The sequence below is a fragment of the Teichococcus oryzae genome (assembly GCF_008386565.1).
GTDB classification, from domain to species: domain Bacteria; phylum Pseudomonadota; class Alphaproteobacteria; order Acetobacterales; family Acetobacteraceae; genus Pseudoroseomonas; species Pseudoroseomonas oryzae.
In genome coordinates this window covers 1-23,591 of the sequence record NZ_VUKA01000025.1, presented here as the reverse complement: position 1 = coordinate 23,591, position 23,591 = coordinate 1, and the positions used below count along the sequence as shown (strand labels likewise).

General features: G+C 67.5%; 21 protein-coding genes and 2 tRNA genes. 7 read left to right on the top strand and 16 right to left on the bottom strand.

The window, feature by feature from the left end; translation table 11 throughout:
- The first annotated feature begins 159 nt into the window (after nucleotides 1–159).
- Nucleotides 160–1,461, top strand: coding sequence for a hemolysin family protein (locus F0Q34_RS19940; RefSeq protein WP_149814092.1), 1,302 nt, complete (start codon nucleotides 160–162; stop codon nucleotides 1,459–1,461).
- Nucleotides 1,462–1,494: 33 nt separating this feature from the next.
- Here the strand turns inward: F0Q34_RS19940 and F0Q34_RS19935 are convergent, their stop codons facing one another.
- The 4 genes from F0Q34_RS19935 to tkt all read right to left on the bottom strand — a co-directional run bounded on the left by F0Q34_RS19935 (nucleotide 1,495) and on the right by tkt (nucleotide 7,267).
- Entirely contained in the window at nucleotides 1,495–2,928 is a 1,434-nt protein-coding gene (locus tag F0Q34_RS19935) for an NAD-dependent succinate-semialdehyde dehydrogenase (RefSeq protein WP_149814091.1), read from the bottom strand.
- 120 nt (nucleotides 2,929–3,048) lie between these two features.
- Complete coding sequence (locus F0Q34_RS19930; RefSeq protein WP_149814089.1) at nucleotides 3,049–4,245, bottom strand: phosphoglycerate kinase; 1,197 nt, start codon at nucleotides 4,243–4,245, stop codon at nucleotides 3,049–3,051.
- A 15-nt stretch (nucleotides 4,246–4,260) separates the two neighbouring features.
- Complete coding sequence (gene gap / locus F0Q34_RS19925) at nucleotides 4,261–5,277, bottom strand: type I glyceraldehyde-3-phosphate dehydrogenase (protein WP_149814088.1); 1,017 nt, start codon at nucleotides 5,275–5,277, stop codon at nucleotides 4,261–4,263.
- Between the two features lie 43 nt (nucleotides 5,278–5,320).
- The gene (gene tkt / locus F0Q34_RS19920) at nucleotides 5,321–7,267 is read right to left on the bottom strand and encodes a transketolase (RefSeq protein ID WP_241665598.1); all 1,947 of its coding nucleotides are present in this window, start codon (nucleotides 7,265–7,267) and stop codon (nucleotides 5,321–5,323) included.
- A 289-nt stretch (nucleotides 7,268–7,556) separates the two neighbouring features.
- On the opposite strand from tkt, the gene F0Q34_RS19915 reads away from it, so the two are divergent.
- Entirely contained in the window at nucleotides 7,557–10,211 is a 2,655-nt protein-coding gene (locus F0Q34_RS19915) for a bifunctional acetate--CoA ligase family protein/GNAT family N-acetyltransferase (protein ID WP_149814085.1), read from the top strand.
- Nucleotides 10,212–10,226: 15 nt separating this feature from the next.
- Here F0Q34_RS19915 and F0Q34_RS19910 read toward each other — a convergent pair whose 3' ends face one another.
- Complete coding sequence (locus F0Q34_RS19910; RefSeq protein ID WP_149814084.1) at nucleotides 10,227–11,102, bottom strand: helix-turn-helix domain-containing protein; 876 nt, start codon at nucleotides 11,100–11,102, stop codon at nucleotides 10,227–10,229.
- 179 nt (nucleotides 11,103–11,281) lie between these two features.
- Nucleotides 11,282–12,169, bottom strand: a complete 888-nt coding sequence (locus F0Q34_RS19905; protein ID WP_149814082.1) for a 2-hydroxy-3-oxopropionate reductase — start codon at nucleotides 12,167–12,169, stop codon at nucleotides 11,282–11,284.
- A gap of 171 nt (nucleotides 12,170–12,340) precedes the next feature.
- Here F0Q34_RS19905 and F0Q34_RS19900 point away from each other — a divergent pair, with 171 nt between their 5' ends.
- Both F0Q34_RS19900 and phnN read left to right on the top strand, forming a co-directional pair.
- Nucleotides 12,341–13,417, top strand: coding sequence for an AI-2E family transporter (locus F0Q34_RS19900; protein ID WP_149814081.1), 1,077 nt, complete (start codon nucleotides 12,341–12,343; stop codon nucleotides 13,415–13,417).
- Nucleotides 13,418–13,526: 109 nt separating this feature from the next.
- Entirely contained in the window at nucleotides 13,527–14,087 is a 561-nt protein-coding gene (phnN, locus tag F0Q34_RS19895; protein WP_149814079.1) for a phosphonate metabolism protein/1,5-bisphosphokinase (PRPP-forming) PhnN, read from the top strand.
- Nucleotides 14,088–14,091: 4 nt separating this feature from the next.
- Here phnN and F0Q34_RS19890 read toward each other — a convergent pair whose 3' ends face one another.
- From F0Q34_RS19890 to phnG, 8 genes are read right to left on the bottom strand one after another with little or no spacing between them, the layout of a single operon-like run.
- Nucleotides 14,092–14,775, bottom strand: coding sequence for a DUF1045 domain-containing protein (locus F0Q34_RS19890; protein ID WP_149814078.1), 684 nt, complete (start codon nucleotides 14,773–14,775; stop codon nucleotides 14,092–14,094).
- Nucleotides 14,772–15,905 carry an alpha-D-ribose 1-methylphosphonate 5-triphosphate diphosphatase gene (locus tag F0Q34_RS19885; RefSeq protein ID WP_149814076.1) on the bottom strand — a complete coding sequence of 378 codons (1,134 nt, stop codon included), beginning with the start codon at nucleotides 15,903–15,905 and terminating at the stop codon, nucleotides 14,772–14,774. The genes F0Q34_RS19890 and F0Q34_RS19885 overlap by 4 nt, the downstream gene beginning before the upstream one ends.
- On the bottom strand, nucleotides 15,902–16,600 hold the full coding sequence (phnL, locus tag F0Q34_RS19880; protein ID WP_149814075.1) for a phosphonate C-P lyase system protein PhnL: 699 nt from the start codon (nucleotides 16,598–16,600) through the stop codon (nucleotides 15,902–15,904). Before phnL ends, F0Q34_RS19885 begins: the two co-directional genes overlap by 4 nt.
- Entirely contained in the window at nucleotides 16,597–17,370 is a 774-nt protein-coding gene (gene phnK / locus F0Q34_RS19875) for a phosphonate C-P lyase system protein PhnK (protein ID WP_149814074.1), read from the bottom strand. The genes phnL and phnK overlap by 4 nt, the downstream gene beginning before the upstream one ends.
- Entirely contained in the window at nucleotides 17,367–18,209 is an 843-nt protein-coding gene (locus F0Q34_RS19870; RefSeq protein ID WP_149814073.1) for an alpha-D-ribose 1-methylphosphonate 5-phosphate C-P-lyase PhnJ, read from the bottom strand. Before F0Q34_RS19870 ends, phnK begins: the two co-directional genes overlap by 4 nt.
- Complete coding sequence (locus F0Q34_RS19865; RefSeq protein WP_149814071.1) at nucleotides 18,206–19,300, bottom strand: carbon-phosphorus lyase complex subunit PhnI; 1,095 nt, start codon at nucleotides 19,298–19,300, stop codon at nucleotides 18,206–18,208. Before F0Q34_RS19865 ends, F0Q34_RS19870 begins: the two co-directional genes overlap by 4 nt.
- 3 nt (nucleotides 19,301–19,303) lie before the next feature.
- Complete coding sequence (gene phnH, locus F0Q34_RS19860) at nucleotides 19,304–19,873, bottom strand: phosphonate C-P lyase system protein PhnH (protein WP_241665597.1); 570 nt, start codon at nucleotides 19,871–19,873, stop codon at nucleotides 19,304–19,306.
- Entirely contained in the window at nucleotides 19,870–20,316 is a 447-nt protein-coding gene (phnG, locus tag F0Q34_RS19855; RefSeq protein ID WP_149814070.1) for a phosphonate C-P lyase system protein PhnG, read from the bottom strand. Before phnG ends, phnH begins: the two co-directional genes overlap by 4 nt.
- A 116-nt stretch (nucleotides 20,317–20,432) precedes the next feature.
- On the opposite strand from phnG, the gene phnF reads away from it, so the two are divergent.
- Nucleotides 20,433–21,209, top strand: coding sequence for a phosphonate metabolism transcriptional regulator PhnF (gene phnF, locus F0Q34_RS19850; protein ID WP_149814069.1), 777 nt, complete (start codon nucleotides 20,433–20,435; stop codon nucleotides 21,207–21,209).
- A complete protein-coding gene (locus F0Q34_RS19845) occupies nucleotides 21,206–22,348 on the top strand; it encodes an alpha-D-ribose 1-methylphosphonate 5-triphosphate diphosphatase (protein ID WP_149814068.1) in 1,143 nt (380 codons plus the stop codon). The genes phnF and F0Q34_RS19845 overlap by 4 nt, the downstream gene beginning before the upstream one ends.
- Nucleotides 22,349–22,393: 45 nt before the next feature.
- Here the strand turns inward: F0Q34_RS19845 and F0Q34_RS19840 are convergent.
- Both F0Q34_RS19840 and F0Q34_RS19835 read right to left on the bottom strand, forming a co-directional pair.
- Nucleotides 22,394–22,469, bottom strand: a tRNA-Asn gene (locus tag F0Q34_RS19840).
- An 81-nt stretch (nucleotides 22,470–22,550) separates the two neighbouring features.
- Nucleotides 22,551–22,624: transfer RNA gene (locus F0Q34_RS19835), tRNA-Cys, on the bottom strand.
- Nucleotides 22,625–22,755: 131 nt separating this feature from the next.
- On the opposite strand from F0Q34_RS19835, the gene F0Q34_RS19830 reads away from it, so the two are divergent.
- Nucleotides 22,756–23,415, top strand: a complete 660-nt coding sequence (locus F0Q34_RS19830) for a protein-L-isoaspartate O-methyltransferase family protein (protein WP_149814066.1) — start codon at nucleotides 22,756–22,758, stop codon at nucleotides 23,413–23,415.
- The last annotated feature ends 176 nt before the right edge of the window (nucleotides 23,416–23,591 follow it).

Sequence of the window (23,591 nt, the reverse complement as noted above, 5' to 3'; positions counted from 1 at the left end):
ACACTCCGCAGGCGGCGTTCCCATGTCCAAAGCCAGCCAAAACCAACCAACAAACGTAACCCAAATCAGGCCGTCTTAATCAGTACTACGACTGGATGACCATCTAAGGCACAGCCGCTACAAACACTGTCTTCCAAGAACGTGGCAGTGGGATTCCCGATGGGTCTTATAATCGAAATCGCCATTATCCTGCTGCTGGTGCTGCTCAATGGCATTTTCGCGATGAGCGAACTGGCAATCGTATCTGCGCGCCGCACACGACTTTTGGCTATGCAGCGTGCCGGGCGAGGCGGAGCAAGCACCGCCCTGTCCTTAACCGAAGATCCTCAGCGCTTTCTGCCGACCGTTCAAGTTGGAATCACATTGGTTGGTGTCTTGGCTGGGGCTTTCGCTGGGCAAGGCGTCGCGCAGCGCCTTGCCGAAGTCCTGGCAGTCGTACCGGGCTTGCAAATTTACGCCGCTCAGATCTCCCTCGGCTTGGTTGTGCTGGGGATCACCTATCTTTCTCTGATCCTGGGTGAGCTTGTACCGAAGCAACTGGCCCTGCGCGACCCGGAAGCCGTTGCGGTACTGGTGGCGCCGCCCATGGCTCTACTGTCTCGTATCGCCGCGCCGATGATCTGGCTGCTTTCGCGATCATCAGCCCTGGTTCTGAATCTGCTCGGCGCAAGCCATCCCGTAGCCTCAACCATTACGGAAGAGGAAGTAAAGGCCGCCGTGGCCGAGGGCGCGGAAGCAGGCGCACTGGAAACCGAAGAACGGCAAATGATCGAACGCGTCCTGCGTTTGGCAGACAAGCCGATCCGCGCATTGATGACGCCACGGACGGAAGTCGATTGGATTGACCGCAGTGCCGATCAACAGGAACTTGCAACGCGTCTCCGCGCCAGCCGCGTCACCCGGTTTGTCGTGGCGGACGGTCGTATCGACAATGTCGTTGGCATTGTCGCTGCCAAGGATCTGCTGGATCAGACGTTGGAGGGACAGCCGATGAATCTGGCCGAAGCACTGCAGACACCGATCATCCTGCCTGAAAACTTGCCTGCGCTCGATGCACTGGCGCGCCTTCGTACCGATCCACTCGGTATCGCCATGGTCATGGATGAGTATGGCAGCTTTGAAGGCGTGGTCACCGCGTCCGACCTTCTGGAAGCCATTGTTGGAGAACTGGGACCCATTTCAGTGCCACAGGTCAGCGGGCTTGTTCATCGACACGATGGAAGCGTCCTGCTGGACGGTATGATGCCGAGTGATGAACTCAGGTCCCGCTTCGAACTTCCAGAACTGCCGGGCGATGGCAGCTATCACACGGTTGCTGGTCTGATGTTGCTGCTGTTGCAGCGGGTGCCGCGGGAAGGGGACCGCATCGTCTGGTCCGGCTGGCGCTTCGAGATCGTGGACATGGACGGACGTCGGATCGACAAGGTTCTCGTCAGCCGCGAAACAACCACCGAGCAATAACGGCCCCGGCTCATGCCGGGGCCGCAACTGACATCAGATGCCGGCCTGGGTCACGAACTTCGTGTTCAGGTAGGCCTCGATAGCCTCGGAACCACCTTCAGAGCCGTAGCCGCTATCCTTGATGCCGCCAAACGGCACCTCCGGCAGCGCCAAGCCCAGATGATTGATGGTCATCATGCCCGTCTCCACCTGGGAAGCGATGGCATTTGCGGTTTTCGCCGACTTGGTGAAAGCATAGGCGGCAAGGCCGAAAGGAAGGCGGTTGCTCTCCTCCACCACCTCATCGAAGTCCTTGAAGGGCACCATCAGCGCCAGCGGGCCAAACGGCTCCTCGTTCATGGCGCGCATCTCGCGCGTCAGGCCCGTGATGACGGTGGGCTCATAGAAATAGCCCTTGTTGCCGATGCGGTTGCCACCGGTGCGGATCTCCGCTCCCTTCTGTCGCGCATCGGCAACCAGGGTCTCCATGGCGGGGATGCGGCGGTCATTGGCCAGTGGCCCCATCTGCACGCCGTCCTCCAAGCCATTGCCGACGCGGACGGCCTTGGCATGGGCGACGAACTGATCAACGAACTGGTCGAACACCTTTTCCTGCACCAGGAAGCGCGTGGGCGAAACGCAGACCTGGCCGGCATTGCGGAACTTGCTGCCGGCGAGGGTCTTGCTGGCATGCTCCACATCGGCGTCGTCGAACACGATGGCGGGTGCATGGCCACCCAGTTCCATGGTGACGCGCTTCATGTACTTGCCCGCCATCTCGGCCAAGTGCTTGCCCACCGGCGTCGAGCCGGTGAAGGTCACCTTCCGGATGGTCGGGTGCGGGATGAGGTAGGAAGAAATTTCGGCGGGCACGCCATAGACGAGGCCAACCACGCCATCCGGCAGGCCGGCATCCAGGAAGCAGCGGATCAGCTCGGCCGGCGAGGCCGGGGTTTCCTCGGGCGCCTTGACAATGATCGAGCAACCCGTGGCCAGCGCGGCCGACAGCTTGCGGACAACCTGGTTGATCGGGAAGTTCCAGGGCGTGAAGGCGGCAACCGGACCGACAGGCTCCTTGACCACCAGCTGATACACACCCTCGGCCCTTGCGGGAATCACGCGGCCATAGGCGCGGCGCGCTTCCTCGGCGAACCAGTCGATCGTGTCGGCAGCGGCAAGGGTTTCCATCCGCGCCTCGGGCAACGGCTTGCCCTGCTCCATCGTCATAAGGCGGGCGATGTCGTCAGCGCGGTCGCGCAACAGATTGGCAGCCTTGCGCATCAGCTTGGAGCGGTCGAACGCCGAAACCTTCCGCCAGGTGTGGAAGCCGCGCTCGGCGGCAGCCAGCGCCTCATCGAGGTCGGCTTCGTTGGCATGGGGAACCGTGCCGATCTGCTCTTCGGTGGCCGGATTCAGAACAGGAATGGTGCGACCGCCGGTCGCCGCGCGCCACCGTCCGTTGATATGAAGCTGGACGTCTTTGTACATCGCGCATCTCCTTGCGAGTCATCGATGCGCGAAATGTGGCCTCTTGTGCGGCTTCCCGCTACCCCCAGGGGCCAGAAGAACAACGGCTCCGCCAAGATTGGAGGAGCCGTTGCTTGGAGTTCAGGCGGTTTCCAGAGCCGCCACGCCGGGAAGGGTCTTGCCTTCAAGCCATTCCAGGAACGCGCCGCCGGCGGAGGACACATAGGTCATCCTGTCGATCACGCCCGCATGACGCAAAGCCGAAACGGTGTCGCCGCCGCCGCCGATGCTCTTCAGCCCGGCCGAGGTGGTCAGTCCCGCGACCGTTTGCGCCACTTGAACCGTGGCCGTGTCGAAGGGCGCGATCTCGAAGGCCCCGAACGGGCCGTTCCAGACCAGGGTTGAAGCCTTCTTCAGCCGCGCTTCAACAGCGGCAACCGTGGCGGGCCCCACATCGAGCGCCATCATCTCCGCAGGCACAGCATCGGTCGGCACCGTGCGATGCGGCGCGTTGGCGGCGAAGGCTTCCGCAACAACCAGATCCTCAGGCAGCAGGATCTCGCAGCCACCGGCCTTCGCTTCGTCCAGGATGCGCAGCGCGGTCTCGTGCATCTCGCCTTCCTGCAGCGACTTGCCCATCGACTTGCCCTGCGCGGCCAGGAAGGTGTTGGCCATGGCGCCGCCGATCACCAGCACATCGACCTTTTTCGACAGATTGCCGAGCAGGTCGAGCTTGGTGGAAACCTTGGCGCCGCCGACAATGGCCACCACCGGCCGGGCGGGGCTGCCAAGCGCCGCATCCAGCGCTTCCAATTCCGCCTGCATCAGCCGGCCGGCATAGGCCGGCAGCCTGCGGGCCACGCCCTCGGTGCTGGCATGCGCGCGGTGCGCGGCGGAGAAGGCGTCGTTGACGAACACATCCGCCAGCTTCGCCAGCCCCTCCACCAGCGCCGGGTCGTTCTTCTCCTCCCCAGCGTGGTAGCGGGTGTTCTCCAGCACCAGCACCTCGCCATCCTTCAGCGCCGCGACAGCCTGCTCGGCCGCCGGACCCACGCAGTCATCGGCGAAGGCGACCGGCTTGCCGAGCACCCTGGACAACGCCTCGGCCATCGGCTTCAGCGACATCTCCGGCACGCGCTTGCCCTTGGGGCGGTCGAAGTGGCTGCACACGATCACCCTGGCGCCCTTGTCCGCCAGTTCACGGATGGTGGGCGCCAGACGCTCGATGCGCGTCAGGTCGGTGATCTTGCCGTCGCGCACCGGCAGGTTCAGGTCGGCGCGCAGCAGAACCCGCTTTCCGGCGGGTTCGAGCTGATCGAGGGTCCGGAAGCGAGCCATCTGCCGCGCCCCGCCTCAGAGCTTGCCGAGATAGGCGGCGGTGTCGCTCATGCGGTTGGAGAAGCCCCACTCATTGTCGTACCAGGACATGATGCGCACCAGCCCGCCATCGACCACCTGCGTCTGCGTGGCATCGAAGGTGGAGGAATGCGGATCATGGTTGAAGTCGATCGAGACGAGCTTCTCGGTGTTGTAGCCGAGAATGCCCTTCAACTCGCCTTCGGCCGCCGCCTTGATCGCCGCGTTGACCTCTTCCTTCGTCACGCCGGTCTTGGCCGGCACGAAGTCCAGCGACACCAGCGACACGTTCGGCGTCGGGATGCGGATGGCGGTGCCGTCCAGCTTGCCCTTCAGCTCCGGCAGCACCAGGCCCACGGCCTTCGCGGCGCCCGTCGAGGTCGGGATGGCGGAAACGGCCGCCGCGCGGGCGCGGTGCAGGTCCTTGTGCAGCGTGTCCACCGTGTTCTGGTCACCCGTATAGGCATGGATGGTGACCATGTAGCCGCGCTCGATGCCGAACTTCTCGTGCAGCACCTTGGCGACCGGCGCCAGGCAGTTGGTGGTGCAGGAGGCGTTGGACACGATCTTGTCCTCGGCCGTCAGCGTCTTGTGGTTGACGCCGAAGACGATGGTCTTGTCCGAGTTCTCGCCGGGGGCGGAGATCAGCACCTTGCGCGCGCCGGTGCCGAGCAGCACCTGCGCCTTCTCGCGCGCGGTGAAGATGCCGGTGCACTCGGCCGCGATGTCCACGCCGTCCCACTTCAGCTTGGTCGGGTCGCGCTCGGCCGTCACCTTGATCGGGCCCCAGGTCTTGCCATGGGCCTTGATGGTGATGCTGTCGCCCTCGACGATCACCTCGCCGGGAAAGCGGCCATGCACGCTGTCATAGCGGAACAGGTGGGCATTGGCCTCGACCGAGCCAAGGTCGTTGATGGCGACGAACTCGACGTCATCGCGGCCCGCTTCGCAGGCGGCGCGCAGCACCAGGCGCCCGATACGTCCAAACCCGTTGATCGCGACCTTAACAGTCATTGTATCGTTCCCTTCTCACTCTCTGTGGGGTGGGCAAGCCGTATCAGGCCAGCTTGCGGCGAACCGCGGCGACCACGGCCTCGGCAGTAATGCCGAAATGCCGGAAAAGATCCTCGGCCGGTGCCGATGCGCCAAAGCCTGTCATGCCGATGAACACCCCGTCCGCACCCAGCCAGCGATCCCAGCCGAAGCTGATCGCGGCCTCGATGCCGATGCGCGGCGCCGTGCCGAGCACGCTTTCACGATAGCCCTCATCCTGCAGGGCGAACAGTTCCCAGCACGGCAGGGAAACCACGGCGGCGGGCACCCCATCCGCCTCCAGCGCCTCGCGCGCGGCCATGGCGAGCTGCACCTCGGAGCCCGTGGCAATCAGGGTCGCCTTGCGGGGGCCCGAAGCCTCGGCCAGCACATAGCCGCCGCGGGCGGAGCGGTTCTCGCCCGCTTCCTGCCGCAGCGCCGGCAGGTTCTGGCGGGACAGCGCCAGGACGGAGGGGCCATCGGCCCGCTGCACAGCCAGTTCCCAGCATTCCGCGGTTTCCATCGCATCCGCCGGGCGGAACACCGCGACGTTCGGAATGGCGCGCAGGCTCGCCAGGGTTTCCACCGGCTGATGGGTCGGGCCGTCCTCGCCCAGGCCGATGCTGTCATGCGTCAGCACATGGATCGCCCGCGCCCGCATCAGGGCCGCCAGGCGGATCGAGGGCCGCATGTAGTCGGCAAAGGCCAGGAAGGTGCCGGAATAGGGGATGATGCCGCCATGCACCGCCATGCCGTTCATGGCGGCGGCCATGCCGTGCTCGCGGATGCCCCAATGGACGTAGCGGCCACCGAAATTGGCGGTCGAGAGCACGGGGATGCCCCGCACATTGGTGTTGTTGGAGCCCGTCAGGTCGGCGGAGCCGCCCACCAACTCTGGAATGGCCGGCACCAGCACTTCCAGCGCCTTCTGGCTGGAAACCCGCGTCGCAGCCTTGGGCTTCTCCTCGGCGACGCGCTGGCGATAGGCGGCGGCCGCCTCATGCCAGCCTTCCGGCAGCTTGCCGGCCATGGCGCGCTCGAACTCGGCCTTCTGCGGGTGGTTGGCCAGCCGCTTCAGCCAGGAACGCCGGGTGCCGGCCGAGCGCCGCCCGGCGGCCTCCCAATTGGCCTTGATGTCCTCGGGCACCTCGAAGGGGGCGGCGTTCCAGCCCAGCGCCTGCTTGGCCGCATCGGCCTCCTTGGCGCCGAGGGGGCTGCCATGGCTGCCGGCGGTTCCGGCCTTGGTCGGCGCCGCGAAGCCGATGATGGTGCGGCAGGCGATCAAGGTGGGCTTGCGGCTGCGCACGGCGCCTTCCAGCGCCTTTTCCACGGCCACCGGATCATGCCCGTCCACCCGCTTCACGGCCCAGCCATAGGACTGGAAGCGCTTCAGCACGTCATCGGAGGAGGTCATGCTGACCTCGCCGTCGATGCAGATGCCGTTGTCGTCCCACAGCACGCACAGCTTCGACAGGCCGAAATGGCCGGCGAGCGAGGCGGCCTCGTGGCTGATGCCTTCCATCAGGCAGCCATCGCCGGCGATCACCCAGGTCCGGTGATCCACCAGGCTCTTGCCGAAGCGGGCGGCCAGATGGCGCTCCGCCAGCGCCATGCCGACGGCATTGGCCAGGCCCTGGCCGAGCGGGCCGGTGGTGGTCTCGATGGCCGGGTGCTCGCCATATTCCGGATGGCCGGCAGCGACCGAGTGAAGCTGGCGGAAGCGCTTCAGGTCATCCATCGCCATGCCGGCATGGCCCGACAGGTGCAGCCAAGCATAAAGCAGCATCGAGCCATGGCCGGCCGACAGCACGAAGCGGTCCCGGTCGGCCCAGCGCGGGTCGGCGGCGTCGTATTTCAGGAACTTGCTGAACAACACCGTGGCGGCGTCCGCCATGCCCAGCGGCATGCCGGGATGGCCGGATTTAGCCTGTTCCACGGCATCGATCGCAAGAACCCGGATGGCGTCCGCCATCCGCCGGACCTCGGTCAGCGGCAGGGAAAGGATCTTTTCCTGCGCCGCGATGGCGGGGTTGTCGGCGGCGTCGGGGAGCGTGGCGATCGTGGCCAAGGTCAAGAACCTCTCGGGCGTCGGTGTGGGCTATAAGGGCGGCATTACGGCGCGGCAACCCAAGGTCCCATCACGCCCGCAACAGGCCGCCGCGGCAATTGACGCCGCTCTACCGCGCCTGGAGCGCAGTTTCCAGCCATCCGCATGTGAGTTCGTGTTGCGGTCAGGGCATGGCCGGGCCACACCCAGCCTCATGGAACTTCCGCTTGCCCTTCCACGCCGGCAATCCGGCTTCCGCGAGGCCGCCCTGTTCCGGCCAGGCAGCGTCGTGCTGGTGGCCGACCCGACCCTGCCGGAGGCGGCGCTGCTGGCCGCCAACCTGGCCGCCGGGGGTTTCCAGGGCAGCCTGCACAGCGTCGGGCTGGCCGCGGCAGGGCTGCAGCCAGCCCCCTGCATCGCGCAATTGCCGGAAGCGCCGGACCTTGCGGTGCTGTGCCTGCCGCCGGAGGCGCAGGAGCCAGCCATGATGGACCTGGCGGCGCGGGGCTGCTTCGCCGCCATCGTGCCGGTGGCCGCGCCCGATCTGGCCGCCATGTCCGAGCGGACGGGGGTCCGCGTGCTGGGGGCCCACAGCTTCGGCATCTGCCTGCCTGCCATCGGCCTGAACGCCAGCCTCAGCCACATCGCGCCAAGGCCGGGGCGGCTGGCCCTGCTGACCCAGTCGTCTTCCCTGGCGCGCACCATCATCGACTGGGCGGCCGGCGAGGAACTGGGTTTCAGCCACATCATTGGCCTCGGCACCAATCTTGGTCTCGGCTTCGCGCTTTCGCTCGACTGGCTGGCGCGCGATGCGCAGGCCGGCGCCGTGCTGCTGGACCTGCGGCGGATCAAGAACCGCCGCATGTTCATCTCGGCCGCACGGGCAACCGCGCGGACGCGGCCGGTCGTGGCGATCCGCCCAGGCGGCCGGCAGGCGGATCTGAGCGGCGCCGCCAACGCGGTCATGGAAGCAGCGTTGCGCCGCGCCGGCGTGCTGCGCGTCTCGGGGCTGGAGGACCTGCTGTCCGCCGCCGAAACGCTGGCCCGGCTGAAGCCGAGCCAGGGCCGTTTCCAAAGCACCCTGGCTGGTGACCGGCTGGCCATCGTGGCGAATGGCCAGGGGCCGGCACAGCTCGCGGCCGATGCGGCCCTGCAGGGCGGCGGCCATCTGGCGGAATGGGATGAAGGGGTGCGGGAGTCGCTGGCCTTGATGCTCGGCCAGCCTGCCGCCAGCCTCGGCAACCCCCTGGTCCTGCCTCCTCAGCGCAGCCACCGCCTGGCCGAGGCCGCCAGCCTGTTGGCCACGGTGCGGGGCGTCGATTCCGTCATCGTGGTCCATGCGCCCACCATCGGGCAGGACAGCGAGGCGACGGCTTCCGCCATGGCGGCCGCGACAAAGGCCAATCGCGGCGCGCCGATCCTGGTGGGGTGGCTGGGCGAGGCCGGTGCCGCTTCCGCGCAGCGGCGCCTGTCGGAGAATGGCATCGCGGTGTTCTCCACGCCGGAGGCAGCCATCCGCGGGGCACTGCACCTCGCGGCGGACCGCCGCAACCGTGCCGCCGCCGCCGAGCTTCCGGCCCGCGATGTCCTGGAGCTGGAGCCGGACCGCACCGAGGTGGGCCGCATCATCGACACGGCCCGCGCCGAGGGCCGCCGGGACCTGAACGAGTTAGAGGTCCTCCAGATCCTGCAGGCTTATGGGCAGGCCGTTGTTCCCGGCCTGCCCGCGCGCAGCCCCGCCGAGGCCGTGAAAGCCGCCATGCAGATCGGCTTTCCGGTGGTGCTGAAGATCCTGAGCCCGGACCTGCCACGCAAGACGGAGGTCGGCGGCGTGGTGCTCGGCATCAAGGATGTGAGCAGCCTCCGCGCCACCGCCACCCACATGCTGGCGCAGGTGAAGGCAGCCCGGCCCGATGCGAGGCTGGACGGCTTCCTGGTGCAAAGGCTGGCAGGCGGCACCCAGCGTGGGCATGAGCTGCGCTTCCACCTGGGGGACGATCCCATGTTCGGCCCCTGGATCAGCTATGGCAGGGGCGGCACCGCATCGGATTTCGAGCCCGATGTCGCTTATGACCTGCCGCCGCTGAACCGCACCCTGGCCCTGGCCATGATCCGGCGGACCCGGGGCGCCCGCCTGCTGGAAGGCTTCCGCGACCATCCGGCCATCGATACGGGGCTGATCGTCGACACGGCGGTGCGCCTGTCGCAGATCGCCATCGATTTCCCGGCGATCGAGGATCTGATCATCAACCCGCTCCTGGCTGATGCGCAGGGCGCGATGGTGCTGGACGCGTCCGCCCGGCTGCGGCCGGAGGGTAGCGTCTCGCTGCTCGCCATTCCGCCTTATCCGGCGGAACTGGCGCGGCCCTGGACCGCCCGCGATGGCCGGCAGTTGATGGTGCGGCCGATCAGGCCGGAAGATGCCGCGGCCCATGCCGAGGCATTCCGCAGCCTGGCGCCGGAGGATGTCCGCTGGCGCTTCTTCAACCAGTTGAAGGAAATGCCGCCCGCGCAGATCGCCCGCATGACCCAGATCGACTATGACCGCGAAATGGCGTTTGTGGCGATCGAGGCCCGTCCCGGTGAAACGTCACGGACAGCCGGCGTCGCGCGGCTGATCCGGGAGCCGGGGCGCAATGACGGCGAATTCGCCGTCGTGACCCTGCCCAGCTGGAAGGGGCAGGGGCTTGGACGCCACCTGATGGAACGCCTGATCGAATGGGCGAGGAGCCAGGGCCTGGAGTCGATCACCGGCCAGATCCTGGCGGATAACCGCCCGATGATCGGGTTCGTCCGTGCCCTGGGCTTCAGCATCACCCGCCCGGAAGCGGATGATGATGTTGTGGAAGCGCGGATGGCCCTCAACTAGCCGCCTCGCGCCCGGTCAGCGCGGCCCGATCTCGCGGATCAGGTCGCGAACGCGCGCCGCCGCGGCAGGCCCCTTCAATGCGTTACGCCAGGCTGCCTCGGCAACGCGCTGATGCACGCTGACGGCTTCATCCGCCGCCGTGATGGTGCCGACGCCCGTGATCTGGGAAGCCGTCATGTCGGCGGGGAAGGGGCTGGTGCAGACATGCGCGCGTTCGCGCCCGCGCATCACCATGAAGTTCCCCGCCGGCTCCACCGCCAGAAGGCCGACCTGAAGCCCGATGGGAACGCTTTCCATCAGGGTGGCGATGCTTTCCGCCTCGGCGCGGGCGGCCAGGCGGCAGCGCGTGCGCGTGCGTTCCGACAAAGCCAGGCCGCCGGCGACGCCTTCCGTCAGGAAGCGGCGCAGCGAAGCTTCCGAAAGCATGGCAATAATGTTGGCGCGGCGTGACTGGTGCAGCTTCTTGCGGGCGGTCAGCAAGCCCATCGCCTGATCGGCCGCGGCGCGGGCCGCGACGCGCTCGCCGGCATTGTCGGCGGCCTCCGCCCAGGCTTCGGCCAATGCGCCGTCAAAGGCATCGGTTGTGGTCTGGTAGCAGACCGCGTCACCGACCTGCAAAATTTGGTCGGATTGCTCCTCGACCTGCCGCAACCTTTCCTGGAACGCGATAGGCCGGGAAAAATATTCAACGCCAATGCCCAGAAGCGAAAGGGGCGAGATCTTCAGCAGCTCAGCCAGCCGCCGGATCGTGTCCAGCTTGATGACCTCGCCTTTCTCGTACCTGTAAAGTGCCGCGCGCGAGACGCCGAGGCGGGCGGCAATTTCCTCCGCCCGCAATCCTGACTCGAGACGGTAGGCCCGCAATTGCTGGCCGATATCGGCGAACCGCATGACACCTCTTTGTCGATATCAACCTAGGACAAGCCCGGCGGGATCAAGAATCTCGCCAACAGGCCTCTGTCTGAAAATGCGGTCAGCGCGCTTGGTTGGCAATCATAAATCCGCCTTACTCACCCTATGGCGTATCTTTCCTGCAAATCCTGCACGCTGCTCCTGTGGTGAGCCAGCTTTCAGCCCACGCTGCCCACTTCATGGGACGCCATGGCTTCCAGGGCCTTTACGAGTCCCGAATGATCCAGGCCGCCATGGCCAGCCGCGACGCAGGCGGAGAAGAGCTGCTGCGCCGAGGCGGTGTTCGGCAGCGCGACGCCGAGTTCACGCGCGGATTGCAGCGCCAGGTTCAAATCCTTCTGGTGAAGGTTGATGCGGAAGCCCGGATCGAAGGTGCGCTTGATCATGCGCTCACCGTGCAGTTCAAGGATGCGGGATGTGGCCAGGCCGCCCATCAGCGCCTGCCGGACCTTGGCGGGATCGGCACCAGCCTTGCTGGCGAAGACCAGCGCCTCGGCGACGGCTTCGATGGTCAGGGCGACAACGATCTGGTTGGCCACCTTGCAGGTCTGGCCGGCGCCATTCTCTTCCCCGATCAGCGTGATGTTCTTGCCCATCGCCTGGAACAGCGGCAGGGCGCGCTCGAAAGCCTTGGCAGGGCCGCCGACCATGATGGTCAGGCTTGCCTGCTTGGCGCCGACTTCGCCGCCGGATACCGGCGCATCAAGATATTCACAGCCTTTTTCGGAAATCTTGTCGGCAAAGCTTCGCGTTGCGGTTGGGCTGATCGAGCTCATGTCGATCACCAACTGCCCGGGACGCAGCGCTTCGGCAACGCCATCCTGGCCGAACAGCACCTGCTCGACATCCGGCGTGTCGGGCAGCATCAGGATCACCACCTCCGACTCCCGCGTCACCGCCGCGGCGTTCGGCTGAACCGAGAAGGCGCTGCGGATGTCCGGCGTGAGGCTGGCGCGGTCGGGGACGTTGATCTGGTGGCCCGCCGCCTGCAGATGGCCCGCCATGGGGCGCCCCATGATGCCAAGGCCGATAAAGCCGATCTTCATTGAAGGCTTTCCTTTCCCTTTTGCTGAACGTCCGGAGCGGAGCCGTTGCCGGCGATGCTTGTTCCTGGTGCGGCTACGCTAACCGCCGGGCGCGGGAGCGCAAGCCTCGCCGCCCATGTTCCTCCGCCGATCCGCTGGCGCGGCTGTGCCGGCTGGGGCAACAATGACGCCATGACCTCCTCATCCTCCGCGCGGGACCGCATGCTCCGGCCTGCACGCCTGTTGGGCTTGGCTGCCCTGGCCGCGCTGCTGGGCGGCTGCCTGCTGGTGCTGCAGCCATTCATCTCGGCCTTGCTGTGGGCGGCGATTCTCGCCTTCTGCACCTGGCCCGCCTTCCGCACCTTGCGTGATCACCTGGGCCTGACGCCGACGCTGGCGGCGCTGGCGATGGTGACGCTGGAGATGCTGCTGGTGGGATTGCCGATCCTGCTGGCGGCGCCGGTCAGCGCGGAAGATGTTCAGGGGTTGCGCGCCAGCGTCGAAGGCCTGGTCGCGGATGGCTTGCCCGGACTTGGCGACAAGCTGGGCGGCATTCCCTGGATCGGCACCTATCTGGAAGGGTGGTGGGCGTCGCTGCAACTGGATTTCAGTCCGGTGACCAGCTTCCTGCGCCCTTATGCCGGGGTGATCGCGCAGCAGGCCCTGGCTGTTCTGCTGGCGATCCTGTCCGGGCTGGCGGAGCTGGTGCTGGCCATCCTTCTGTCCTTCTTTTTCTACCGCGATGGCCCGCGAATGGCCGCCGGCGTGGAAGCCATCGTGGAGCGCATGGCGGGCCCCCAGGGCCGGCGCCTGATCCAGCTGACGGCCAATGTCACGCTGGGCGTCGTTTATGGCCTGCTGGGCACCGCCCTGGCGCAGGGCGTGCTGACCGGCCTTGGCCTGTGGATCGCCGGCGTGCCGCAGCCGGTGCTGCTGGCGGTGATCGCGGGAGCCATTTCCGTGCTTCCGGTTGGTGCCCCGCTGGTCTGGCTGCCGGCCGCATTGTGGCTGTTCGGCCAGGGTTCCGCCGGCTGGGGCGTCTTCCTTCTGTTGTATGGCGCATTCGGCATCAGCAGCGTGGACAACGTCATCCGCCCATGGCTCATCAGCCGTGGCGCCGATCTGCCGTTGCTGCTCACCATCCTTGGGGCGCTTGGCGGTGTTCTGGCCTTCGGCTTCCTGGGCCTGTTCCTCGGACCTGTTCTGCTGGCCGTCGGATTCACCCTGCTGAGGGACTGGGCGGAGGAGGAGCCGCAGACGCTGCGTTAAGCGAGCGCTTCATGAATCTGTTGTGAAGAATTATGCCCCTTCACCGGTGCCGGTTGCGTCAGGCGACCGGCGCGCCGAGAACCATCCGGCATGGCACGGAGGCATAGGCATGGCAGGCAGGCTGGTTGCGGTGGTTGGTCCCTCCGGCGCCGGAAAGGACACGCTGTTGTCGGCGGCGCGCCGCAACCTCGCGAAGGATGCCCGCTTTGTTTTCGCCCGGCGGCTGATCACCCGTCCGGCTGAAGCCGCTGTGCATGACGGCGCCGAGGACCATGAGCCGGTCAGTGAGGAAGCATTCGAGGCGCTGCGCCGGTCCGGCGGCCTGGCGCTGCACTGGCAGGCGCACGGGCTGCATTACGGCATTCCCGCTTCGGTCGAAGCGGCGCTGAGCGAAGGCTGCGTCGTGGTGGCCAACCTGTCCCGCACGGTGCTTGCCACCACGCCGGCTCGCTACCGGCTTCGTGTTCTGCAGGTCACCGCATCACCCGCCCTTCTGATGGAACGGCTGCGGCAGCGGGGGCGGGAGGATGCGGACAGCATCGCCCTGCGGCTGCAACGTCAGGCGGTGCTGCCGCAGGGTCTCGATGTCAGGGTCATCAACAATGATTCAACGCCGGAGCAGGGCGCTGCGGCCCTGGTCGACGCGTTGATGGACTGCCTGCCGCGATAGCGCATCAGGCGCCGCCACCGAGCGGCAGGCGCTCCGCGATCAGGAAGGGCGCGTCGGCCGTGGCCTGCGTGAAAAGGCAAAGCTCGCGCACGATGCGCGGCTGCGCCGCGACGGATGCGAAATACGCTTCCGCCTGCGGCTTCAGCAACGCCATCTCCGGGCCGGACAAGCGCCGCGACAGCGTCAGATGGAAGCGCCACTTCCCGAAGACATAAGGATAGCCCCAGCGTTCCAGATGCTGGCGCTCGGCCGCGCTGAGCCTCTCGGGCCTGCGCCGGCGGATCTCATCCGTTGTTGCCGGCGCGCGATGCGCATCCAGTTCCGTGACGCAGGAATCGGCGAAGGCCTGGAGAGCAGGGCAGGGCTCCGTTTCCCGCAAGGCCAGAAAGCCGTCCAGATCCGCGACGTAAAGGGACGGCAGGCGGAATGGCGCCGTGCCCGCCGCCAGCGCCCTTGCCGCATCCGCCGCCGCCGCATAACCGTTCGCCAGGCGAAAAGGGGGCTTCAACGTGGCGTGGAAGCCATAGCGCCGCGGATCGGCCGCAGCTTCCCGCAGGTCGAGCCCGGAAATCTCCGGCTGTTGCCGGTCGGCGCCGGTCTCGGCATCCCGGCCGAGCCAGGCGGAGGCAGCGTCATGCAGCGGATCGCTGAGTTCGGGTGCCCAGTAGAGCGCGAGGCGTGCCGTCATGCCACGCGCTCCCCGCCGCGCCATACTGCGCGGATCGCCGGCAGCGCTCCCAGGGGCCGGATGCGAACCAGGTCGGCGCGCAACCCCCGCTCCAGCCGTCCGCGATCGGTCATGGCCAGCATGCGGGCGGGCGCATCCGTGATCGTGGCGACGGCCCGCGGCAGCCCGATCCGGGCGGAGGCCTGCCACACCGCCTCGATCATGGCGGGCGGCACATAGTCACTGGCGAACACATCCACCAGGGACCGGTCCAGCAGATCCGAGGCCGCCACATTGCCGGAATGGCTGCCGCCGCGCACGATGTTGGGCGCGCCGGCGATGATGCTCATGCCATGCCGGCGCGCCGCCTGCGCGGCCATCATCGAGACAGGGAATTCGGAGATCAGGATGCCGTCCGCCGCGTTCTCGGCGATCTCGGCCTCCTGCCAATCATCATGACTGGCCAGGGGCAGGTGCCGGTACGCCAGCCTTTCCAGCAGGGCGCGCCGCTGCGGTCCGCGCAGCCTTTCACGCTGCGTCACCAGCTCGCCGATCCGGCGGTCGATCTCCGCGATGGACTTGCCGCCGCGCAGCCGCATCTGCCGGTAGCGCTCGATGTCCACATACTGGCCGACGCCCGGCGTGTGGTCCATCAGGCTGACCATGCGCACCGCCGGATGGTCAGCCACGGTTTCCAGCAGCGGCAGCAGATCCGGCGCCGGAAGCTCGCAGCGCAGATGCAGGAAGTGCTCGCTTTTCAGCAGGCCGGTCTGCTCTAGCGCGTCGAGGTCCTTCACGGCGTTCAGGAAGGTTTCGGTCCGCTCGGCATCGAAGCCGAGATCGCCGAGGCAGAGCGCGTCAAGCACGGTGGTGACGCCAGCCGCGGCGGTTTGCGCGTCATGCGACAGAAAGGCGGAGCGGGAAGGCCAGCGCGCCAGGCTGCGCGGCTGGACCTGCCGCTCCAGATTGTCGGTGTGCACATCGACAACGCCGGGGATGACATGATCCCCATCCAGGTCCAGCGCCGCGGCAAGCCGGCTGCGCCCTGGCTGCACCTCAGCGATCTGCCCGCCGCGCAGCACCAGCGTGCCGTCGAGGACTTCCTCCGGCAGCACAAGTCGCGCATTGGTCAGGATGGTCTCGGTGGTCATGCGGCTTCCCGGATCGGCTGGACGTGGAACAGGCGAGTGGCGACGCGGTCGCGCACATCGGTATCATGAAAAATGCCCACCAGCGCGGTGCCGGCGGCGCGGGCCTCCTGGACGAGTTGTATCACGGCCTCGCGGTTCGCGGCGTCGAGGCTGGCGGTCGGCTCGTCCAGCAGCATCACGCTGTACCGGGGCGCGAAGCCCCTGGCCAGGTTCACCCGCTGCTGCTCGCCGCCCGAGAAGGTGGCCGGCGGCAATCCGTGCAGGCGTTCCGGCAGGTTCAGGCGGATCAACAGCTCGCTTGCGCGCCGCAACGCCTCAGCGCGGGCGACGCCCTGGGCGATCACCGGCTCGGCCACGATGTCGAGGGCGGAAACGCGGGGAATGACGCGGAGGAACTGGGACACATAGCCGAGGCTCCGGCGGCGGACCTCCCGCACGGCGCGGGCATCGGCGGCGCTCAGCTCAAGATCGGCCCCCTCATGGCGGATCCAGATCCGGCCATGGTCAGCGCCGTAATTGCCGTACAGGCAGCGCATCAGGGTGGATTTTCCGGCACCGGACGGGCCGGAAAGGGCCAGGCATTCGCCGGCCTCGACCACCATCTGCACATTTTCCAGCACCGGCATGCGAAGACCGCCTTGCAGGTGCAGCTGGAAGGTCTTGCCCAGGCCTTCCGTCCAAAGCAAACGAGTCATGCCGCGAGCACCGATGAAACCAGAAGCTGCGTATAAGGGTGCTGCGGATCATCCAGCACCCGGTCGGTCAGGCCTTGCTCCACAACGCGGCCATGCCGCATCACCATCAGGCGGTGCGCCAGCAGCCGGGCCGCCGCGATGTCATGGGTGACCAGCAGCACGGCGATGTTCAACTCCGATGCGAGGCCGCGGATCAGGTCGAGCAGGCGCGCCTGCACCGACACGTCCAGGCCGCCGGTCGGCTCATCCATGAACACCAGGCGGGGCCGGGAAACCAGGGTCCGAGCGATCTGCAGGCGCTGCTGCATGCCGCCGGAAAAGGTGCGGGGCAGGTGGTCGATGCGCGCCTCGTCGATCTCGACGCGGCGCAGCCATTCCGTGGCCTGGGCGCGGATATCGCCATAATGGCGGGCGCCGATCGCCATCAGCCTTTCGCCGACATTGCCGCCGGCCGAAACCCCCATGCGCAGCCCGTCGCGCGCGTTCTGGTGAACAAAGCCCCAGTCGGTGCGCATCAGGCGGCGCAGCGCGGCTTCCCCCATCTCGTGCAGAAGATGCGGCTGGCCCTGCGCGTCGCGATAGGTCACCTGTCCGGCGGCAGGGACCAGCTGCCCCGACAGGACCCGCAGCAGGGTGGATTTGCCGGACCCGGATTCCCCGACAATGGCGACCACTTCCCCTGGATGCACAGCGATGCCGACATCATCGAGGGCGGTAGTGGTGCCGAAGCGCAAAATCAGGCCCTGCGCTTCCAGAAGTGGAAAGCTCATTGTTCCGGCTCCCAGCGTGATTCGCAGTAATCGGTGTCGGAGCAGATGAACATCCTGCTGCCCTGGTCGTCGCACACCACCTCGTCGAGATAGCTATCGCGGGCGCCGCAGAAGGCGCAGGTGCCGTCGGCGCGGTGTGGGCGGAACGGATGATCCTCGAAATCAAGGCTGCGCACGCTGGTATAGGGTGGCACCGCGTAGATCTTCTTCTCGCGACCCGCGCCGAACAGTTGAAGCGCCGGCATGTGGTCCATCTTCGGATTGTCGAAGGCCGGAATGGGCGAGGGGGACATCAGGTATCGCCCGCCCACCATCACCGGATAATTGTAGGCGGTGCTGACATGGCCGTGGCGCGCGATGTCCTCGTAAAGCTTCACATGCATCAGGCCGTAATCGGCCAGGGCATGCATCCGGCGCGTTTCGGCCAGGCGCGGCTCCAGGCGGAACAGCGGCTCCGGCATCGGCACCTGGTAGACGATCACCTGGCCTTCCCGCAGCGGCGCCTCGGGGATGCGATGGCGGGTCTGGATCACCGTCGCCTCCGCGGTGCGGGTGGTGGTCCGCACACCCGCGACGCGGGCGAAGAAACGGCGGATGGAAACGGCGTTGGTGGTGTCGTCCGCCCCCTGGTCGATCACCTTCAGCGTGTCGTCGCGACCCAGGATGCTGGCCGTGACCTGGATGCCGCCGGTGCCCCAGCCATAAGGGAGGGGCATCTCGCGCGCGCCGAACGGCACCTGATGGCCGGGGATCGCCACTGCCTTCAGCAGCGTCCGGCGGATCATCCGCTTGGTGCCTTCGTCCAGATAGGCAAAATTGTAGCCCGGATCGTGGCTCATGCCTCGCTTCCCGTTGCAGAGGTGCCGGCGGTGCTCCGCATGCGGCGGATCACTTCCAGCTCACTCTGGAAATCCACGTAATGCGGCAGCTTCAGGTGCTCGACGAAGCCCGTGGCCTCGATGTTGTCGGAATGCATGAGGACGAACTCCTCGTCCTGCGCAGGTGCCGTCCGGTCCTCGCCCAATTCGCCGGCCTTCAGGGCGCGGTCCACCAGCGCCATGGACATGGCCTTGCGCTCGCCGCGGCCGAGCACCAACCCGTAGCCGCTGGTGAACTGCGCCGGTTCCGATTTCGAGCCCTGGAACTGGTTCACCATCTCGCATTCCGTCACGGTGATGGCGCCGATCTCGATCTCGAAGCCAAGCTCCGGCGGGGTGAAGCGTACCGCCACCTTGCCCTGCCGGATCTCGCCGACAAAGGGATGGTTGTTGCCGTAGCCTCGCTGGGTGGAATAGCCGAGGGAAAGCAGGAAGCCCTCATCCCCCCGCGCAAGGTTCTGCAGCCGCGCGGCGCGGGAAGCCGGGAAGTCCGGCGGATCGCGCGTCAGGTCGGGCGGCTCCTGCCCGGAATCCGCCTCGCGGCGCATCAGGCCCTCGCGCACCAGGAAATCGGCCACGCGCGGCAACCGGCCCGCTGCATCACCGGGGATCTCGGCCGCGGGTTCGGGCGGCGCCTCCTTTTCCGCCGCCAGGGCGAAATCCAGCAGGCGGTGGGTATAATCGAGCGTCGGCCCCAGCAACTGGCCTCCCGGCAGGTCCTTGAACACCGCCGATATGCGGCGCTGCACGCGCATGGCGCCAGTATCGAGAGGCGCCGCATGGCCGAAGCGCGGCAATGTGGTCCGGTAGGCGCGCAGCAGAAAGGCCGCCTCGATCAGGTCGCCCTGGGCCTGCTTGATCGCCAGTGCCGCGAGGCCCCGGTCGTGGCAGGCGCCTTCCGCCATCACGCGATCCACCGCGAGGCCGAGCTGTTCCTCCACCTGCCGCGTCGACAGCGCCGGAACCTCCGGATCGCCGCGCCGCCGCTCCGCCATCCAGCCATGCGCGTTGGCGATGGCGGCCTCGCCCCCTTTGACCGCAACATAGGCCATCGCTCAGCCCTCCTCGATGGTGACGGTGCGGGGCAGGGCGGCCAGTTGGCGGCCGGCGCAGAGGATGATGTCCACCCCGCGCGGAAAGGCCGGACGCTGCGCCGCCCATTGCTGAAGGAAGTCCGCAGCCAGTCCTTCCACCCGCAGATGATGAAAGTCGCGGATGCCGGGACCGGCGAGGCGCCAGCCTTCCCCTTCGGTGAGGGAGCGCACCTGGCAGATCAGGGTGGCGCCCTGTTCGGGCGCTTCCTCGCTGCCCTGCCGCAATGCCGACAGCGGAGGGTGGATGCCCAGCGACAGCACGAAGCTGGCTTCCGGCAAGGAGGCCGGGGCGCTGCCGCAATGGAAGCGCACCCAATCGCCCGCGGCGGCGCCATCCGGCATCAGGTGCAGGCTTGTTTCAGCATCCGCCAGTGTCAGCAGCACGGCGGCCGTGGCCGGCGCGAGCGGCGGCGGCGCGTCCAGCGCCACATCCAGGGTGTGGACGCGGCCGGGCCGGCTCATCGCGTCCAGCATGGCACGGAAGCAGCCTTGCGCCTCCGGCACCGGATCATGGAAGCCGGGCCGCATCATCGGGTGGTCGCCATGGTCATGAATTGCACCTTGGTCGCGGCTGCCTTGCGGCGCTGCCGCGCTTCGTTCTCGGCCTGGATGGCGGCCAAGGGCTCGATCACGGCGGCCATCCAGGCCGGCTTGGTTGCATCGTCCTGCAGCAGCGCATCCAGAATGGCGGCCAGTTCGGCGCGGGCCGCGTCCCGCCCGCTCAGATAGGCATGGCCCACGGTGCCGCCTTCCAGGCTGACGGCGCAGCGCGTCACGGTGATCTCGGCCAGGTTGAAGCGGTCGCCAACGGCGGCGGCCTGGCCGCGCAGCATGATCAATCCCGTTTCCGGGCCGCGCAGCCGCCTATGCGGAGGCAGCGGCGATGCCGCATCGAGGCAGGTTCGCAGTTCGTCCAGGGATGCGCGGGCGAGGACGGCCATCCAGCGCTGCCGCTCGGAAACGGAAAATGACATGGCGTCGGGTACCTCAGGGCATTCAGCCGAAGATTTGTCTAGACGACTAGATGTCCGAACGCCTAAGCGTCAATCCGAAAGTGGCACGCTCCGGGATGCATGAGCTTGAAGTTTCGATGACAGCCAACTCCGACGCAGTGGCAAACCAACCGCCGGCGCTTTCGCGCCGGGAAGGCCTGGCCCTTTGGCGCCAGATCGCGCGGCACCTGGAGGCGGAGATTGCCGGCGGCGCCTTGTCACCGGGTGACCGCCTGCCGACCGAGGCAGTTCTCTCTGCCCGGCACGGCGTGAACCGGCACACCGTGCGGCGCGCCTTGGACTCGCTGGCCGCACGCGGCCTGCTCCGCATCGAGCAGGGGCGCGGCTCATTTGTGGCGGAGGACGTGCTGGATTATCCGCTCGGCCCCCGCACGCGCTTCTCGGAAGTCATCCGCGCGCAGAACCGCGAGCCGGAAGGCCGCGTCCTCAGTGCGCAGGAGGTGCGGGCCGACAGCGCCACGGCCGAGGCGCTTCGCATCCCGCCCGGCCAGCCGGTGCTGGCCGTGGAGCGGCTGGGCCTCGCCGACAATCGGCCGGTGGTGCTGGGGCGGCACCATTTCGCCCTGCCGCGCTTCGCCGCCTTGCCGGAGGCGCTGGCCGGCCATGGCTCCGTCACCCGCGCATTGGTGGCCCTCGGCGTGGCGGATTACCGCCGGGCCTGGACACGCCTCACCGCGCGGCTGCCGACGGCGGAGGAAGCCGGGCTTTTGCAGCAATCCGTCAACCGCCCGGTGATGATCGCCGAGGCGCTGAGCGAGGACATGGAAGGACGGCCGATCGACTACACCATGTCGCGCTACGCGGCGGGACGGGTGCAGATCCTCGTTGGCGGCCTGGGAGCGGAACCGGCATGAGCGCTTGGCACATCGGCGGCGGCATGGTGCTGCGAGAAGGCGTCCTCCGCCGTGACGACGTGTTCCTGCGGGAAGGGCTGATCGCTTTGGAGGCGGATCGTCCGCGGCGCTTTGATGCCACGGGCCTTCTGGTTCTTCCCGGCATCGTGGACCTTCATGGCGATGCGCAGGAACGGCAGTTCCAGCCCCGGCCCGGCGTCACGATGCCCGCCACGCTGGCCTTGCGCGATTCGCGTGCGCAGTTGCTGGCGGCCGGCATCACCACGGCCTTTCTCGGCATCACCCTGTCCTGGGAGCCGGGCCTGCGCTCCATCGATGCCTGGCACGCCGCGCTGGGTGCCCTGGGGGAGATCCGGGCTGAACGCGGTGCGGATCTGCGGGTGCATCTCCGGTTCGAGGCGGACAATCTGGAAGCGGTGGATGAAGCGGTCCGGCGCATCGCTGCGGGAGAAGTCCATCTTCTCGCCTTCAACGACCATACGCCCGCGATCCTGCGGAAGCTCGAAACGGAAGCCGGAAGCGCCAAATACGCCGAGCGTGCCGGAGTGGCGCCGGAGGTGGTGCGGCACCTCGCGCGGCAGGCGGCCTCGCGGCGGGACGAGATCCCGGCCGCTCGCGCCCGCCTGGTGGCCGCCGCCCTTTCGGCCGGCATTCCCATGGTCAGCCACGATGAATCCACGGTCGAGGAGCGGCGCGCCTTCCGTGCCCTGGGCGTGGGCATCTGCGAATTCCCCATGGCGGAGGCGGTGGCGGCCGAGGCGCGGGCCGCCGGTGAGGTGGTGGTGATGGGCGCGCCGAATGTTGTGCGGGGCGGAAGCCATCTCGGCTGGGCCAGCGCGGCGGATCTGGCGGAGCGCGGCCTGGTGAGCGTCCTGGCTTCCGACTATGTCTGGCCGGCGTTGCTGGAGGCCGCCTTTGTGCTGGAAGGCCGGGGAAGGCTCGATCTTCCCGCGGCCTGGGCCCTGGTGAGCGCCAATCCGGCACTGGCCGCGGGCCTCGCGGATCGCGGTGCCATCCGGAGCGGCTTGCGTGGCGATCTGGTGCTGGTTGACAGGATCGGGCGGGCGCCGGTGGCGACGTTTTGCGCCGGGCGCTTGTGCTGGGTTTCGCCTGAAGCAGCCGCGCGGCTCCGGCCATGAGGCCAACGAAAAAGGGGATGCCCAGAAGGCATCCCCTTTCCGAAGTGGCTCCCCGAGTTGGACTCGAACCAACGACCTAGCGATTAACAGTCGCGTGCTCTACCAGCTGAGCTATCGGGGATCAGCGTGTGGCGGGCGCTATAGCGGGGCGGGGAGGGGCCTGCAAGAGGCCTTCATCATCGTTCCGCTTTAACGTCCAAGTTGGAGGCCCGAGCCGGAATTGAACCGACGTACGCGGATTTGCAGTCCGCTGCATCACCACTCTGCCATCGGGCCCCGCGGCGGTGTATCGGGCGCCAGCCGTCCCCGGTCAAGAGTGCCTTGCGCTTGGCCGTGCTTATAGGCACGCCTATAAGCACGGCCAGGGGCGACGTGTCCGCCCGGTGAGACAGCAAGGACGGCAGGCGATGGACTTCGGGGCAGCGCGCAAGTGGATGGTGGATGGGCAGCTCCGGCCGAACAAGGTCACGGACCCGCGCATCATTTCCGCCATGCTGGACCTTCCCCGGCATCGTTTCGTGCCGGCGGACATGGTGCCCAGGGCCTATGCCGATGAGGATGTGCCGCTGGGCGAGGGCCGCGTTCTGCTGCAGCCGATGATGCTGGCGCGGCTTCTGCAACTGGCGGAGATTCGCAGCGGCGACTCGGTGCTGCTGATCGGCGCCGGAACCGGCTATGGCGCGGCCCTGCTGGCCCGGATGGGCGGCCGGGTGACGGCGCTTGAGGAAAGCGCCACGCTGGTGACGGTGGGGCGCGAGGTGATGGGCGAGGTCGCTCTGGCGCCTGGCCATGTTCAGTTCGTGGAAGGCCCGCTTGCCGCGGGCCACGCGGCCACGGCGCCCTACGACCTGATCGTGATTCAGGGCGAGGTGTCCGCCATTCCTCCCGCCCTGACGGAACAGCTGACCGAGGGCGGCCGCCTCGTGGCGATCCGGCGGCCGCCGGGGCAGATGGGCGTCGCGGTGATCGGCCGGCGCGTCGGCGGTGTGTTCAGCGTGGTGCCGGCCTTCGATTGCGCTACGGCGGCGCTTCCAGGCTTTGCTCAGAAAGCGACTTTCGCTCTTTAAATCCGGCAGTGTTCCCGGTTTTCTAAAGGGCCTGCGAACGCTTCCACCCGACCTGCTGGAGACTGACCCATGCCTCGTTCCTCCTACCCGCGCTGCGGTGCGCTGCTTCTTCTGGCGATGGGTGGCGGGTTGCTGTGGGGTGGCGGTGCGCGGGGGCAGACGCTGCAGGAGGCGCT

What these genes read in the sequence shown, in the direction of transcription:
- F0Q34_RS19900 (WP_149814081.1), top strand. Translation starts at nt 12,341, where the DNA reads ATGACCTCCTCATCCTCCGCGCGGGACCGCATGCTCCGGCCTGCACGC.
- F0Q34_RS19865 (WP_149814071.1), bottom strand. Translation starts at nt 19,300, where the DNA reads ATGGCCTATGTTGCGGTCAAAGGGGGCGAGGCCGCCATCGCCAACGCG.
- gap (WP_149814088.1), bottom strand. Translation starts at nt 5,277, where the DNA reads ATGACTGTTAAGGTCGCGATCAACGGGTTTGGACGTATCGGGCGCCTG.
- phnL (WP_149814075.1), bottom strand. Translation starts at nt 16,600, where the DNA reads ATGACTCGTTTGCTTTGGACGGAAGGCCTGGGCAAGACCTTCCAGCTG.
- F0Q34_RS19890 (WP_149814078.1), bottom strand. Translation starts at nt 14,775, where the DNA reads ATGACGGCACGCCTCGCGCTCTACTGGGCACCCGAACTCAGCGATCCG.
- phnG (WP_149814070.1), bottom strand. Translation starts at nt 20,316, where the DNA reads ATGTCATTTTCCGTTTCCGAGCGGCAGCGCTGGATGGCCGTCCTCGCC.
- phnF (WP_149814069.1), top strand. Translation starts at nt 20,433, where the DNA reads ATGACAGCCAACTCCGACGCAGTGGCAAACCAACCGCCGGCGCTTTCG.
- phnN (WP_149814079.1), top strand. Translation starts at nt 13,527, where the DNA reads ATGGCAGGCAGGCTGGTTGCGGTGGTTGGTCCCTCCGGCGCCGGAAAG.
- phnK (WP_149814074.1), bottom strand. Translation starts at nt 17,370, where the DNA reads ATGAGCTTTCCACTTCTGGAAGCGCAGGGCCTGATTTTGCGCTTCGGC.
- F0Q34_RS19885 (WP_149814076.1), bottom strand. Translation starts at nt 15,905, where the DNA reads ATGACCACCGAGACCATCCTGACCAATGCGCGACTTGTGCTGCCGGAG.
- phnH (WP_241665597.1), bottom strand. Translation starts at nt 19,873, where the DNA reads ATGATGCGGCCCGGCTTCCATGATCCGGTGCCGGAGGCGCAAGGCTGC.
- F0Q34_RS19830 (WP_149814066.1), top strand. Translation starts at nt 22,756, where the DNA reads ATGGACTTCGGGGCAGCGCGCAAGTGGATGGTGGATGGGCAGCTCCGG.
- F0Q34_RS19905 (WP_149814082.1), bottom strand. Translation starts at nt 12,169, where the DNA reads ATGAAGATCGGCTTTATCGGCCTTGGCATCATGGGGCGCCCCATGGCG.
- F0Q34_RS19930 (WP_149814089.1), bottom strand. Translation starts at nt 4,245, where the DNA reads ATGGCTCGCTTCCGGACCCTCGATCAGCTCGAACCCGCCGGAAAGCGG.
- F0Q34_RS19915 (WP_149814085.1), top strand. Translation starts at nt 7,557, where the DNA reads ATGGAACTTCCGCTTGCCCTTCCACGCCGGCAATCCGGCTTCCGCGAG.
- F0Q34_RS19870 (WP_149814073.1), bottom strand. Translation starts at nt 18,209, where the DNA reads ATGAGCCACGATCCGGGCTACAATTTTGCCTATCTGGACGAAGGCACC.
- F0Q34_RS19845 (WP_149814068.1), top strand. Translation starts at nt 21,206, where the DNA reads ATGAGCGCTTGGCACATCGGCGGCGGCATGGTGCTGCGAGAAGGCGTC.
- tkt (WP_241665598.1), bottom strand. Translation starts at nt 7,267, where the DNA reads ATGGCGGACGCCATCCGGGTTCTTGCGATCGATGCCGTGGAACAGGCT.
- F0Q34_RS19935 (WP_149814091.1), bottom strand. Translation starts at nt 2,928, where the DNA reads ATGTACAAAGACGTCCAGCTTCATATCAACGGACGGTGGCGCGCGGCG.
- F0Q34_RS19910 (WP_149814084.1), bottom strand. Translation starts at nt 11,102, where the DNA reads ATGCGGTTCGCCGATATCGGCCAGCAATTGCGGGCCTACCGTCTCGAG.
- F0Q34_RS19940 (WP_149814092.1), top strand. Translation starts at nt 160, where the DNA reads ATGGGTCTTATAATCGAAATCGCCATTATCCTGCTGCTGGTGCTGCTC.